The 12,440-nt window shown below is 69.5% G+C and carries 11 protein-coding genes and 1 pseudogene; 4 read left to right on the top strand and 8 right to left on the bottom strand.

All coding sequences use genetic code 11. The features are described 5' to 3' along the window. Nucleotides 1–71: 71 nt before the first annotated feature. The 4 genes and pseudogenes from AC4GYY_RS10165 to AC4GYY_RS10150 all read right to left on the bottom strand — a co-directional run bounded on the left by AC4GYY_RS10165 (nt 72) and on the right by AC4GYY_RS10150 (nt 5,074). Nucleotides 72–1,415 carry a glycoside hydrolase family 27 protein gene (locus tag AC4GYY_RS10165; protein WP_491120274.1) on the bottom strand — a complete coding sequence of 448 codons (1,344 nt, stop codon included), beginning with the start codon at nt 1,413–1,415 and terminating at the stop codon, nt 72–74. A 91-nt stretch (nt 1,416–1,506) separates the two neighbouring features. After that, nucleotides 1,507–2,535 (bottom strand): annotated as a pseudogene (locus AC4GYY_RS10160) (glycoside hydrolase family 43 protein); the annotation flags it as partial. Beyond that, nucleotides 2,532–3,524 (bottom strand): arabinan endo-1,5-alpha-L-arabinosidase, encoded by a 993-nt coding sequence (locus AC4GYY_RS10155; RefSeq protein WP_491120273.1) that lies wholly within the window; start codon nt 3,522–3,524, stop codon nt 2,532–2,534. The gene AC4GYY_RS10155 and the pseudogene AC4GYY_RS10160, both read right to left, overlap by 4 nt. Further along, a complete protein-coding gene (locus tag AC4GYY_RS10150) occupies nt 3,524–5,074 on the bottom strand; it encodes an alpha-N-arabinofuranosidase (protein ID WP_491120272.1) in 1,551 nt (516 codons plus the stop codon). Before AC4GYY_RS10150 ends, AC4GYY_RS10155 begins: the two co-directional genes overlap by 1 nt. Before the next feature lie 143 nt (nt 5,075–5,217). Here AC4GYY_RS10150 and AC4GYY_RS10145 point away from each other — a divergent pair, with 143 nt between their 5' ends. Continuing rightward, on the top strand, nt 5,218–5,967 hold the full coding sequence (locus tag AC4GYY_RS10145; RefSeq protein ID WP_491120271.1) for a FadR/GntR family transcriptional regulator: 750 nt from the start codon (nt 5,218–5,220) through the stop codon (nt 5,965–5,967). After that, a complete protein-coding gene (locus AC4GYY_RS10140; RefSeq protein ID WP_491120270.1) occupies nt 5,964–6,116 on the top strand; it encodes a hypothetical protein in 153 nt (50 codons plus the stop codon). Before AC4GYY_RS10145 ends, AC4GYY_RS10140 begins: the two co-directional genes overlap by 4 nt. A 33-nt stretch (nt 6,117–6,149) precedes the next feature. On the opposite strand, the gene AC4GYY_RS10135 is transcribed toward AC4GYY_RS10140, so the two are convergent. From AC4GYY_RS10135 to AC4GYY_RS10120, 4 genes are read right to left on the bottom strand one after another with little or no spacing between them, the layout of a single operon-like run. Continuing rightward, on the bottom strand, nt 6,150–7,079 hold the full coding sequence (locus tag AC4GYY_RS10135; protein WP_491120269.1) for a Gfo/Idh/MocA family protein: 930 nt from the start codon (nt 7,077–7,079) through the stop codon (nt 6,150–6,152). Beyond that, nucleotides 7,076–8,056, bottom strand: coding sequence for an AraD1 family protein (gene araD1, locus AC4GYY_RS10130; protein WP_491120267.1), 981 nt, complete (start codon nt 8,054–8,056; stop codon nt 7,076–7,078). Before araD1 ends, AC4GYY_RS10135 begins: the two co-directional genes overlap by 4 nt. Before the next feature lie 10 nt (nt 8,057–8,066). Next, nucleotides 8,067–9,647 (bottom strand): aldehyde dehydrogenase (NADP(+)), encoded by a 1,581-nt coding sequence (locus AC4GYY_RS10125; protein ID WP_491120266.1) that lies wholly within the window; start codon nt 9,645–9,647, stop codon nt 8,067–8,069. A gap of 55 nt (nt 9,648–9,702) precedes the next feature. After that, nucleotides 9,703–10,983: a sugar MFS transporter gene (locus AC4GYY_RS10120; RefSeq protein ID WP_491120265.1), complete on the bottom strand. Its 1,281-nt coding sequence runs from the start codon at nt 10,981–10,983 to the stop codon at nt 9,703–9,705. 117 nt (nt 10,984–11,100) lie between these two features. Between AC4GYY_RS10120 and AC4GYY_RS10115 the strand changes: the two genes are divergently transcribed. Together AC4GYY_RS10115 and AC4GYY_RS10110 are read left to right on the top strand one after the other, a co-directional pair. Then, nucleotides 11,101–12,237, top strand: coding sequence for an aldose epimerase family protein (locus tag AC4GYY_RS10115; RefSeq protein ID WP_491121182.1), 1,137 nt, complete (start codon nt 11,101–11,103; stop codon nt 12,235–12,237). A 23-nt stretch (nt 12,238–12,260) separates the two neighbouring features. Further along, a partial coding sequence (locus AC4GYY_RS10110) for a hypothetical protein (RefSeq protein ID WP_491120264.1) occupies nt 12,261–12,440 on the top strand: 180 nt, incomplete at its 3' end.

The raw sequence follows: 12,440 nt of genomic DNA, 5'->3' as shown, positions 1-12,440 counted from the left end.
CTTGTGACGTCCATTACTCGGACATTCGCCTAGTCCGACTTCCCGCGGCTCGCAAGCGGAATCTTGTCGGACTAAAGCGTGGCGCGCGTCAGCCTGACAAGGGTCGCGCCGTGCGCCGGGACGCATTTGCGGAGGACGCGGCCGATCGGCCCGGAGCGCTCGCCGGACCACAGGTCGGTGGCGATCCGCTGCCCGCCGATGCCGATCCGGTCGAGCCGAAGGCGCAGCTCGCGCTCGCCGTCGGTCGTGTTGAACAGCGCCAGGTAAGCGTCGTCGGGAGCGTCGTCGGGCCGGGCGGTCCAGACCCGCCAGCCGTCCGCTAAGAAATGCGGGCGGTTGGCGTGCGATGCCTGGTTGACGGCGATCACCGCGGGGGTGGTCAGCAGCGTCCTGGTCGCGGGATCGAGGTGGCGCAGGTCGCCGCCCATGATCAGCGGCGAGCGCGCGATCGCCCAGAGCGTCATCAGCGTCCGCTGTTCGTCCGGCGTGAGCCGCGTGTCACGGGCGCCGAGCGCCAGCCGGCCGAGCGGGAGCATGTCCGCGTCGGGCCAACGCCCGCCGCCCATGTGGGCGTTCCAATTCTCCAGCCGGGTGAACTGCGCCAGCAGCAGCGGCCATTCGTCCCAGAAATCGTCGGAGATGCGCCACATCTCGGCATGAGCGCGGACGTGATCGGCGCGGGCGAGGGGGGTCTCGCCGGGCGAGAGGCTGAGGATCATCGGTCTGCCGCAGGCATCCACGGCCTTGCGCGCGGCTTCGATCTCGGGCGCGTGGGCGTCATAGGGACGGCTCATGTCGTCCATCTTGACGAGGTCGACACCCCAGCCCGCGTACATCCGGAACAGGCCGTCGTAATACGCCTGCGCACCCGGCTTCGCCATGTCCACTCCATACATGTCGGGGTTCCATGGGCAGATGCTGGAGGTGTCGGCGATGTCGCGGGCGCGGACGCGCGTGCCGAATACCGGCAGATCCCGTTCGACGGCGGCGCGCGGAATGCCGCGCATCACGTGAATGCCGAACTTCAGCCCGAGCGCATGGACCTGCGCGGCAAGCGGTGCGAACCCGCGCCCGTTCGCGCTCGACGGAAAGCGGTTGGGCGCGGGCTGAAGCCGGCCATGCGCATCCATCGCCGGTTCCGGATGCGCGTTATATTCGTAGCTCTTCGCCGCCGGCTCGTACCATTGGATGTCGACAGTCAGCGTATCGTAGCCGAACGGCAGCAGCTCGCGCGCCATGATCCGCGCTTGCTCGAGCGTCTGCGCTTCGGTGATCGTGGTGGCGAAGCTGTTCCAGCTGTTCCAACCCATCGGCGGGGTCGGCGCGAGCACGTCTGCGCGCGGCGCGGCGGCGACGGCCGGCGTCGCCGCGAGCGCCGCGCCACCCGCCAGCAGCTCGCGCCGGTCGATCCTCACGTGACGTGCCTTCCCCGGTTCGTCTCAAGCGCGGTCGAGGGACTGATGTCAGGTGCCTCGACTTCGCTCGGCACGAACGGGATCACACGCGCAGCGGGCCGTTGGCGACCGGCTCGCCGAAATCGGGAGTACCGTCTGCGCGGTAGCGGAAATGCTGCATCCGCGTGTGGCGGTTCGGATCGAACAGCGGATCGCCCTTGATCTCGGCATAGTCGCGGCCGTGATAGACGAGCACGTCGCGGCCCCTCTCGTCGACGGTGAAGCTGTTGTGCCCGGGGCCGAACACCTTGTTGCGCTCGGAGGTCTGGAACACGGGGACCGGCGACTTGGACCAGTTCGCCGGATCCATGATGTCGACGTCGTCGCGGCAGGTGAGCATCCCCAGGCAGTAGCGCGCGTCGGTCGCGCTCGCCGAATAGGTCATGAACAGACGGCCATTGCGGTGGAGGACCGCGGGCGCCTCGGCGACCTTGAACCCGCGGATCTCCCAGTCGAGCGTCGGCACCGTCAGCCGCACCTGCTTGGCGGCGAGCGTCAGCGGGGTGGCGAGGGGGGCGAGATACAGGTTCGAATTGGTCTCGATCCCCGGCTCGCGCTGCGCCCAGGCGAGGTAGCGCCGGCCCTTGAACACGAAGCTGGTCGAATCGAGGGTGAAGCTGTCCCACTCTGTCTGCAATTGTCCGAGCACGGACCAGCTGCCGGTCATCGGGTCCGGCCCGTCGCATTTCACCGCGAAGGTGCGGATCCGGAACACGTCCTCGCCGCCGCCCGAGGGCCCGGCGGCGAAGTACATGATCCACTGGCCGTCGATCAGGTGCAACTCGGGCGCCCAGATGAAACCCGACCTCGGCCCCGTCTTCTCGTGCCGCCACAGCACCCGCTCCTCGGCGGTGGCGAGGCCCTGGAGCGTCTTCGATCGCCGCAGCACCAGCCGGTCGTATTCGGGGACCGAGCCGGTGAGATAGTACCAGCCGTCGGTGTGGCGGAATACCTGCGCGTCGGCGCGCTGCTTCACCACCGGGTTGACGATGACGGGTGCGGCGGGCCTCTTGGCCAGCGCGGGCAGCGCGGTCGCGGCGGCGGTGCCGGCGATGAAGGTACGGCGGGTGAACATGGTCATTCCTCTGCTGTCGGCCAGCCGTCCGCGCCCCACGTCAAGCGGGCGAGGCGGAGCGTCGGCGCGCCTTTGTTGTCCTTGTCGTATGCGTGGTAGGCGATGATGTCGGTGTCGCCGTCGCGCATATGGCCGGCGTGGCCGGGGCCACGAAACCGGCCCTTCTCGGTCAAATCGGCGCGGAGCAGGATGGTCCCCCCGCCCTGCATCATCGAGGAGCCGTCCTTGCCGAGATACGGGCCGGTGATCGCCTTCGATCGGCCGACGACGGTGTAGTAGGTGCTGGCCACGCCCTTGCAGCAGTAATCATAGCTGGCGATCAGCCAGTAGAAGCCGCCGCGATCGATGACGAAGGGCGCCTCGATCGGGTCGGGCGCGCCGGCGGGGACGGGGCGGCGGGCGATCGACGTCGGGGCCTCGCCGGGCTTGGCGAGCTTGCCGTCCTTGCCGAGCGCAAAGAGCTTGAGCCCCGTCCAGAAGCTGCCGAGCGCGAGCCAGTCGCGGCCGTCGCGGTCGCGGATGAAGTTCGGGTCGATCGCGTTGAAGTCGCTTGCCGCGGTCGACTGGACCACCAGCCCCTCGTCGCGCCAGCCGTAACCGGGCTTGGCCGGATCGAGCGTCGGCGAGGTGAACAGCCCGATCGCCGAGCGGTTCGAGCCGAACGTCGAGACGGCGTAGTAGAGCCGGTAACGGCCATCGACGAATGAGATGTCGGGCGCCCAGATGTCCTTCGCGCCGAGGACGGCGGTGGCGACCCAGGCGGGGAGCGCGTCGATCAGCCCGCCCGCCGCGGTCCAGTGGATCAGATCGGGTGAGGTCTTGGCGCGAACCTGCCTGCCGCCGTCCTCGCCGGTCGAGAAGACGTGGTAGATCTTGCCCTCGCGGATGATGACCGGATCGTGGGTCGGGACGAGATCGCCGGTGAGCTGCGAGTTGAGCGTCTGGGCGGGCGCGGCGCTCGCAAGCGCGACCGCCGCGAGCGCCGCCCAGCGCATCACTTCAGCTCCAGCGTGACGATCGACTTGGCCGGCAGCGTCGCGGTCAGCGTCCCCCCTGCCAGCTTCGCGCCGTCGAACCGCACCGGCGCGACCGTCGGGGCGACGCCGTAACCGTTGGTCGCGTTCATCGCCGTCGCGGTCAGCACCTGCCCGGTCACGCCGCGCGCCGATACGCCGGTCAGCGTCGTCGAGACCGTCACCGACGTGTTCGGATCGAGGTTGGCGAGCGCGACATGGATCACGCCACCCTTGTCGCGCACCGCCGAGGCGCTGACCGCGGGCATCGACCATTTGCCCTTGGCATAGGTCGGCGCGGTGACCGTGATCGGCAGCACCGTCGCGTCCGCCCAGGGCTTATACATCATGAAGACCTGGTAGGTCGGGGTCAGCGCGATCTTGCTGCCCTCGGTCAGGATCATCGCCTGGAGCACGTTCACCATCTGCGCGATCGCGGACATCTTCACGCGGTCGGCATGCTTGGCGAAGACGTTGAGCGTGGCGGCGGCGACGAGCGCGTCGCGGAGCGTGTTGTGCTGGCGCAGGAAGCCGGGGTTGGTACCCGGATCGGGCGCGAACCACGTGCCCCATTCGTCGACCGCGAGGAAGATCTTCTTCTCCGGATCGAGCTTGTCCATCTCGGCCGAATGCTTGGTGACGAGCTCGTCCATGCGCAGCGCCTGCGCCATCGTCTCGGCCCAGGCGGTCTCGTCGAAATTGACGCTGTCGCCGCGCGGCGGCCAGCTGCCGGGAATGGTGTAATAATGGAGGCTGAGGCCGTCGACCTGGCCCTTGGCCTCGCGGATCATCACCTCGGTCCAGTGATAGTCGTCGACGTTCGCGCCCGAGGCGATCTTGAGGATGCGCGTATCCTTGGGCGCCTTGACGAAGGTCGCGTAGCGGCGCGTCTCGTCGGCGGCGTATTCGGGACGCATGTTGCCGCCGCAGCCCCACAGCTCGTTGCCGATCCCGAAATAGGGGACCGCCCAGGGCGCCTTGTGGCCGTTGGCGGCGCGCTCGTCGGCGAGGCTGCCGGCCGGCGAGGTCATGTACTCGACCCACTCCGCCATCTCGCGCGGCGACCCGTTGCCGACGTTGCCCGAGATGTACGGCTCGGCCCCGACCTGCCCGACGAGGTCCATGAACTCGTGCGTGCCGACGGTGTTGGGCTCGGTGACGCCGCCCCAGTGCGTGTTGATCTTGACCGGGCGCTTGGCCTTGGGCCCGATCCCCTCGCGCCAGTGGTATTCGTCGGCGAAGCAGCCGCCGGGCCAGCGGATCACCGGCACACCCAGCGCCTTGAGCGCCGCGACCACGTCGTTGCGGAAGCCGCGGGTATTGGGGATCGGCGAGTCCGGGCCGACCCACAGCCCGCCGTAGATGCCGTTGCCGAGATGCTCGGCGAACTGGGTGAAGATGCGCCGGTCGTAGGTCGCCCCGGGGCGGTCGGCCCGGAGCGTCGCGGTCGCGCGCTCCTGCGACACAGCCGGGGAGGTGCCCCCGAAGGTGATGGCGAGCACGCCGACTGCGGCAGCCCAACGACGCTTCATGCGATCCTCCCGATGTCCCGCGGTGCGATCGGCGCGCAGCGGTTGCGTTCCGTTTAGTCAGACATATGATGCGCTCAAGTCAACGGCATTTCGCACGTTCCGTCGGGCGAAACCGACTGTTACAGGGGAGGGGGGAGACCGGCATGAACGAACTAGACGGCGTGGAGCCACAGGCGCCCCTGGAAGGGCGACGCCGCGGCACCGGTCGCCGCCTCAACGGTGCGATCGCGCATAAGTTGGGCACCGCCATCGTCTCGGGAGAGTTCGCGCCCGGGGACACGCTCTCGGGCGAGGTCGCCTTTTCCGAACAGCTCGACGTGTCGCGCAGCGCGTACCGCGAAGCGATCCAGGTGCTTGCCGCCAAGGGTCTGGTCGAGAGCCGTCCCAAGGCGGGGACGCGCGTGCTGCCGCGCGACCGGTGGAACCTCCTCGATCCCGACGTGCTGGCCTGGGCCTTCGCCGGCCAGCCGGACATCGGCTATGTCCGCTCGCTGTTCGAACTCCGCGCGATCGTCGAGCCCGCCGCCGCCGGGCTCGCCGCGCAACGCCGCGACAAGGCGGACCTCGCCCTGATCAAGGATGCGCTGGCTGCGATGCGCCGCCACACGCTGGCGACCGAGGCGGGGCGCGCGGCCGACCGCGACTTCCACAACGCGATCCTGCGCGCGACGCATAACGACGCGCTGGTCGTGCTCTCCGCCAGCATCGGCGCCGCGGTCAACTGGACGACGCAGTTCAAGCAGCGGCTTCGCGCACTGCCCCGCAACCCCATCCCCGATCACGTCCGCGTTTACGACGCGATCGCCGCCAAGGACGAGGCGGGCGCGATCGAGGCGATGCGGGTGCTGGTCGATCTGGCGCTTGAGGATACCAAGAGCGCGATGGAGGGGTGACGAACCACCCGAGCGGCTCGGTCGCGGCGGACGACACGGTTTGCGAGGCGCGGCGGACCGGAGGCCCGGATCAGGTCACCGAGCCCGCGCCGCACACCCGCGAGATAAACAACGTCGTCGAACGGCCGGTGCGGCCGACGCGCGCGTGATTGACCTGGCCGCGCAACCCCGCAACCCCGCACTCACTCCACGAACGCTTCCACCGCCACTTGCCGGCAGCGCAGGAAGGCGTCCGCCACCAGCGTCAGCGGCGAGGGATCGACGTCGCTACGGCCTTCCGCGATCAGTCGGCCGAACCGGCGATAGAGGCTGGGATACTCGCGCTCCTCGCCGACCTCGCGCGGCGATCCGTCGATCGAGAGCTTCGCCCCGCCATCGCTCAGCACCAGCACGCCGTCGTCGGTCTCGACTGTGATGTCCCAGGTCTGCGGCCCCGTCTGGCGGAAATCGAACACCGCGTGGACCGGGCAGCCGCTCATGCCGACCATGTTGAGCTCGGCGGCGATCGGGGCGGCGCAGTTTGCGGGCACCTCCAGCGTGCCGTCGCGCAGGAAGAAGTGGCGCGGCAGGATCGCGGTGGCGATCGACAGCGCGTTGATGCCGGGATCGAACACCCCCATCCCGCCCGCCTGCCAGATCCACGTCTGGCCGGGATGCCAGCGGCGCACGTCCTCCTTCCACACGATCTCGACGCGATTGATCCGCCGCTCGGTCAGCCAGGCGCGCGCGTCGCGGACGCCGGGGGCGAAGCGCGAATGCCAGGCCGCGAACAGCGTCGTCCCCGCCGCGCCGGCGAGCCGGGTCAGCGCCTCGACCTCGGCGAGCGTCGCGCCGGGGGGCTTTTCGAGCAAGACGTGCTTGCCCGCGCGGATCGCCTTGGCGGCATCGTCGAAGCGCGCCTGCGGGGGCTGGCACATGCTGATCGCGTCGACGGAGACATCGGACGCGAGCAGCGCATCGATGTCCGGAAACACCGGGATGCCCTCCGCGGTCCCGTGATGGCTGGCGGCGGCGACGAGCGCGAACGTGTCGCTGCCGGCGATGGCGGGGAGGTGCTGGTCGTTGGCGATCTTGCCGAGTCCGACGATCGCGATCCGGACGGGCGTGGTCACAGCGCGCGGACCGTCACGGTCTCGTCGGCGGCCCGCCCGATCGGATTGCGGACGGGAAGCGAGAAGGGCGCGGCGTGGATCTCGAACACGTCGCCCTCCTGCGTCCGCACCTCGTCGCTGAACGACAGCGTCGCGGTACCGAAGAAGTGGACGTGGAGGTCGCCGGGACGGCGGAACAGCGCGTATTTGAAGTGATGATGCTCGAGGTTGGCGAGGCTGTGCGACATGTTCGCCTCGCCCGAGACGAACGGCTTCTCCCAGATCGTCGCGCCGTCACGCAGGATGCGGCTGGTGCCCTCGACGCTCGCCGGCAGCTCGCCGAGCAGCAGCTCGGGGCCAAGCGCTGCCGGGCGCAGCTTCGAATGCGCGAGCCAGAGGTAGTTGCCGCGCTCGGTTACGTGATCGGAGAATTCGTTGGCGAGCGCATAGCCCAGGCGAACCGGCGTGCCGTCGTCGGCGATCAGATAGACGCCCGCGATCTCCGGTTCCTCGCCGGCATCGAGCGCGAAGGCGGGGGAGGGGAGCGGCGCCATCGGCGCCACCAGCTGCGAGCCGTCGCCCTTGTAGAACCATTCGGGCTGGACGCCGGCGCCGTTCGCCGGCTTGCCGCCCTCCACCCCCATTAGGAACATCTTCATCGAATCGGTCTGGGTGGTCGCTTCGGAGGCCGCGCGGTGCATCTTGTCGCGCCCTTCGGCCGAGCCGAGATGGGTGAGGCCGGTGCCGGTCAGCAGCAGATGCGCCGGATCCTCGTGATCGATCGGGGCGAGCAGGGTCGCGGCATTGAGATCGAGGGACTCGCCGTCGATCGTATCGGCGACGAGCGCCGCCAGCGTGGTCCCTTCGGCGAGCGCGCGGCGGGCGAGGGCGAGGGTGGTGGTCGCGCCGGGCACGATCACCGGGTCCGCCCCGTCATGCACTGCGGCGACGCCGCGCGTTCCGTCGCGCCCGCGGAACTGGATCAGCGAGATGGTCATGAGGTCCTCCTCAGGCGAGCGTCAGCGCGCCGTCGACGCGGCGCGGCGCGGCAAAGGGGTTGGCGTCCTTGAGCGCATCGGGCAGCAGCCGCTCGGGCAGGTTCTGGAAGCAGACCGGCCGCAGGAAGCGCGCGATCGCCAGCGCGCCGACCGAGGTGGTGCGGCTGTCGCTGGTCGCGGGAAACGGCCCGCCGTGAACCATCGCATGGCTGACCTCGACCCCGGTCGGCCAGCCGTTCGCGAGCACTCGCCCCGCCCGTTCGGCGAGGAGCGGGATCAGCGGCGCGACCAGCGCTTCGTCGGCCTCGTCGAACAGCAAGGTTGCGGTCAGCTGGCCCTCGAGCCCGGCGATCAGCCGCGCGACCTCGCCCCAGTCTTTCGCGCGAACGACAATCGACGACGATCCGAACACCTCGTGGCCGAGCGCGGCGTCGGCGGCGAAGGCCTCGGCCTCGGCGGTGAATAACGCGCCCTGCGCCTGGTTGACGCCCTCGCCCACGGGGCCGCGCGCGACGGTCGTGACCGCGGCGTGCGATTCGAGCGCGGCGACGCCGCTCGCGAAGGCGGAGGCGATGCCCGGGGTCAGCATCTGCTGCGCCGCCGCGCCGGTCAGCGCCTCGGCGGCGGCAGCCGTGAAGGCGTCGAGCTCGCTGCCCTCGACCGCGATCACCAGCCCGGGATTGGTGCAGAACTGCCCGGCGCCCTGCGTCAGCGAGGCGACGTACGCCTTGCCCAGCTCGGCCCCGCGCGCCCTGGCGGCGGCGGGGAAGAGGATCACCGGGTTGATGCTCGACATCTCGGCATAGACCGGGATCGGCTCGGGGCGGCCCTGCGCGATGCGGACCAGCGCCAGCCCGCCGCCGCGCGAGCCGGTGAAGCCCACCGCCTTGATCCGCGGATCGGCGACGAGCGCGCCGCCGAGCGCGTTGGTGGTGCCGGGCAGGTAGGAGAAGACGCCCGCCGGCAGCGCGCAGGCGTCGGCGGCGGCGCGGATCGCCCGCGCGACCAGCTCGCCCGTGCCGGGATGCGCGGGGTGACCCTTGACGACGACCGGGCAACCGGCGGCGAAGGCCGAGGCGGTGTCACCGCCCGCGACCGAGAAGGCGAGCGGGAAGTTCGATGCGCCGAACACCGCGACCGGGCCGAGCGGGAGGTTCATCCGGCGGAGATCGGGGCGGGGGAGCGGCGCGCGATCGGGGAGTGCCGGGTCGATCGTGAGGTCCATCCACGACCCCTCGCGCAGCACCGCGGCGAACAGCTTCAGCTGGCCGACGGTGCGGCCCCGCTCGCCCTCGATCCGCGGACGAGGCAGCCCGCTTTCCTGGACGGCGCGCGCGATCAGCTCGTCGCCGACCGCGACGATCTGTTCGGCGATCGTCTCGAGGAACGTCGCGCGATCCTCCGGAGTCGATGCGCCGAACGCAGGCGCGGCGGCGGCGGCGAGCGCACAGGCGTCGGCCACGTCTGCTTCGCCCGCCTCGTGGAACTTCGGCCCGATCGCGTGGCCGGTCGACGGATCGACCGCGTCGAAGGTCGCGCCCGCGGCGCGCTGCTCGGCGCCGACGAGGATGGCTCCGGTGATGCTGGTCACGGTGATTACTCCGACATGAACTCGTAAGGGCGGGTCGCAGACGAAGGCCGGTCGGTCAAGCGTCGCCGCCGACCGGCCTGGCTCCCCAAAGCGCGTAGAACAGCACGTACAGTTCGCACGCCGCGGTCAGCCAGAACGACGTCTGAAGACCGTAGGTGTCGGCGATGATACCCTGCACGAACACCAGAGCGCCGCCCGCGATCGCCATGATCAGCAGCCCCGATCCCTCTTCGGTCAACGGGCCTAGGCCGCGGATGCCGAGCGTGAAGATCGTCGGGAACATGATCGAGTGGAACAGCCCGACGGAGATCAGCGCCCACATCGCCACCGGCCCGCTGGTGACCGCCGCCAGCACCATCACGACGAACGCGCCGATGCTGACGCCCGCGAGCAACCGTTCGGGCGCGATCCGCTGCATCAGGAAACTGCCCGCGAACCGGCCGACGAACATCCCGCCCCACAGCAGGAACAGATAGTGCGACGCCTGTTCGTGGGTCAGATTGCCGATCTCGGGCTGAGAGACGAAGTTGATGAACAGGTTGCCGACGCCGATCTCGGCGATCAGGTAGATGAAGATCGCAGGCACGCCGAACACCAGGTTGCGGTGCCGCCACAGCGAGTGGTTGCGCCGGTCCTCCTTCGCCGCGCGCTCGGTGGCCTGGCCCATCGCGGGGAGCGGGAAGCGCGCGATCACGACCGCCAGCGCGACCAGCACCGCAGCGACGATCAGATACGGCAGCTGCACCGCCTGGGCGTCGGCCAGCCGCTCGGCCGGAGTCAGGACCGCGGCGCCCGCGGCCGTGCCCGATGTCGAGCGGCCGAGGATCAGATAGCCCCCGAACAGCGGCGCGAGCGTGGCGCCCAGCGAGTTCATCGACTGGACGAGGTTGAGCCGCGACGAGGCGGTCTCGGGCGGGCCGACGACGGCGACATAAGGGTTGGCCGCGACCTGGAGCAGCGTGATCCCGCTCGCGATCACGAACAGCGCCGCCAGCGTGACCGCGTAGGATGGGATCCGCGCCGCCGGCACCATCGCCAGCGCCCCGACCGCCATCAGCGCCAGGCCGACCACCATCGCGCGCTGATAACCGATCCGCTCGATCAGCTTCGCGCTCGGAAAGGAGGCGACGAAATAGGCGATGAACCAGACGCTCTCGATCAACGTGGTCTGGAGATAGGAGAGCTCGAACACGCTGCGCAGGTGGGGCAGCAGCGTCCCGTTGATGACGGTGATGAACCCCCACATGAAGAACAGGCTGGCGAGCAGGCGCAGCGCGGAGCCGTAGGTCGGCGTTCCCGGCGCGATCGCGCCGGTGGACGTGGGCACGGCAGGCATTCGGGCGATCCCCTCCCTTCGAAGCGTCCGCCCTCGCAAATCGGTGCGACGCCGCTTTACAATTTGTCGGAGTTTATACTATCGACCGATCGCGTCAATGAGGGAGAGGGGACGATGATGGTCCGTCGCAGGCTGGCGATCGGTGTAGCCGGGATAGCGCTAACATGTCCAGGCCTCGGCTGGGCGGCCACCGCCGCGCGCGCGGGCTTCGGCACGCTTCCCGACGGCACTGCGATCGAGGCGGTGACGCTGACCGGGGCGAACGGCGTGAAGGCGCGCGTCATCACCTACGGCGCGACGCTCCAGGCGTTCGAGGTTCCGGACCGGAACGGCAAGGTCGCCGACATCGAGCTCGGCTACGACACGCTCAAGAATTATGTCGATCATCCCAATTTCTGGGGGCAGACGGTCGGCCGCTACGCCAACCGCATCGCCGGCGGCAGGTTCACTCTGGACGGCAAGGGCTATCAGCTCCCGCTCAACGACAAGACCAATTCGCTCCACGGCGGCGCCCAGGGGTTCGACAAGCGCGCGTGGCGGATCGTCGCGGTCAAATCCGGCGCGCAGGCGAGCGTCACGATGGCGCTGACCAGCGCCGCAGGGGACCAGGGCTATCCCGGCAAGCTCGACGTGACGGTCACCTATGCGCTCGACGACAAGGGCAGCCTGACCATCGACATGGATGCGAAGACCGACGCGCCGACGATCGTCAACCTGACCAATCACGCGCTGTTCAACCTGGGTGGCGAGGGCGCGCCGGACGGCGTCCTCCAGCACCGGCTGACGATCCCCGCCGCGCGCTTCACCCCCGTCAATGCCGCGCTCATCCCGACCGGCGAGATGAAGCCGGTCGCCGGCACCGTGTTCGACTTCACGCAGGGGCGCGTCGTCGCGGACGGTATCCGTGACGGCCGCGACCCGCAGATCGTGTTCGGCCGCGGCTACGACCATAATTTCGTTCTTGATGCGGGCCGTACGAAGGAGCCCAAGCTCGCCGCACGGCTGGAGGACCCCGCCTCGGGCCGCGTGCTCGAGGTGCTCACCGACCAGCCCGGAGTCCAGGTCTATACGGGCAATTTCCTCGACGGATCGTTCGTCGGGAAGCGGGGCCACGTCTACCGGATGGGCGACGCGATCGCGATGGAGCCGCAGGTGTTCCCCGACACGCCCAACCAGCCCGCCTTCGGGTCGGCCCGCGTCGACCCCGGCAAGCCCTATCACCACCGCATGATCTTCCGCGTCTCCGCGCGCTGATCCGACGAGAGTATTCGACCGACATGGCCGACCCGATCAACGCCCCCAAGCTGCGCAGTCGCGCGTGGTTCGACAATCCATCGAACATCGACATGACGTCGCTGTATCTGGAGCGGTATCTGAACTTCGGGCTGAGCCTGGAGGAGCTGCGGTCCGGCAAGCCGATCATCGGCATCGCCCAGACCGGCAGCGATCTCAGCCCG

Source organism: Sphingomonas sp. SP6 (genome assembly GCF_058313435.1).
This window is presented reverse-complemented; position numbering and strand designations above follow the sequence as displayed.

What these genes read in the sequence shown, in the direction of transcription:
- AC4GYY_RS10145 (WP_491120271.1), top strand. Translation starts at nt 5,218, where the DNA reads ATGAACGAACTAGACGGCGTGGAGCCACAGGCGCCCCTGGAAGGGCGA.
- AC4GYY_RS10150 (WP_491120272.1), bottom strand. Translation starts at nt 5,074, where the DNA reads ATGAAGCGTCGTTGGGCTGCCGCAGTCGGCGTGCTCGCCATCACCTTC.
- AC4GYY_RS10115 (WP_491121182.1), top strand. Translation starts at nt 11,101, where the DNA reads ATGGTCCGTCGCAGGCTGGCGATCGGTGTAGCCGGGATAGCGCTAACA.
- araD1 (WP_491120267.1), bottom strand. Translation starts at nt 8,056, where the DNA reads ATGACCATCTCGCTGATCCAGTTCCGCGGGCGCGACGGAACGCGCGGC.
- AC4GYY_RS10155 (WP_491120273.1), bottom strand. Translation starts at nt 3,524, where the DNA reads ATGCGCTGGGCGGCGCTCGCGGCGGTCGCGCTTGCGAGCGCCGCGCCC.
- AC4GYY_RS10120 (WP_491120265.1), bottom strand. Translation starts at nt 10,983, where the DNA reads ATGCCTGCCGTGCCCACGTCCACCGGCGCGATCGCGCCGGGAACGCCG.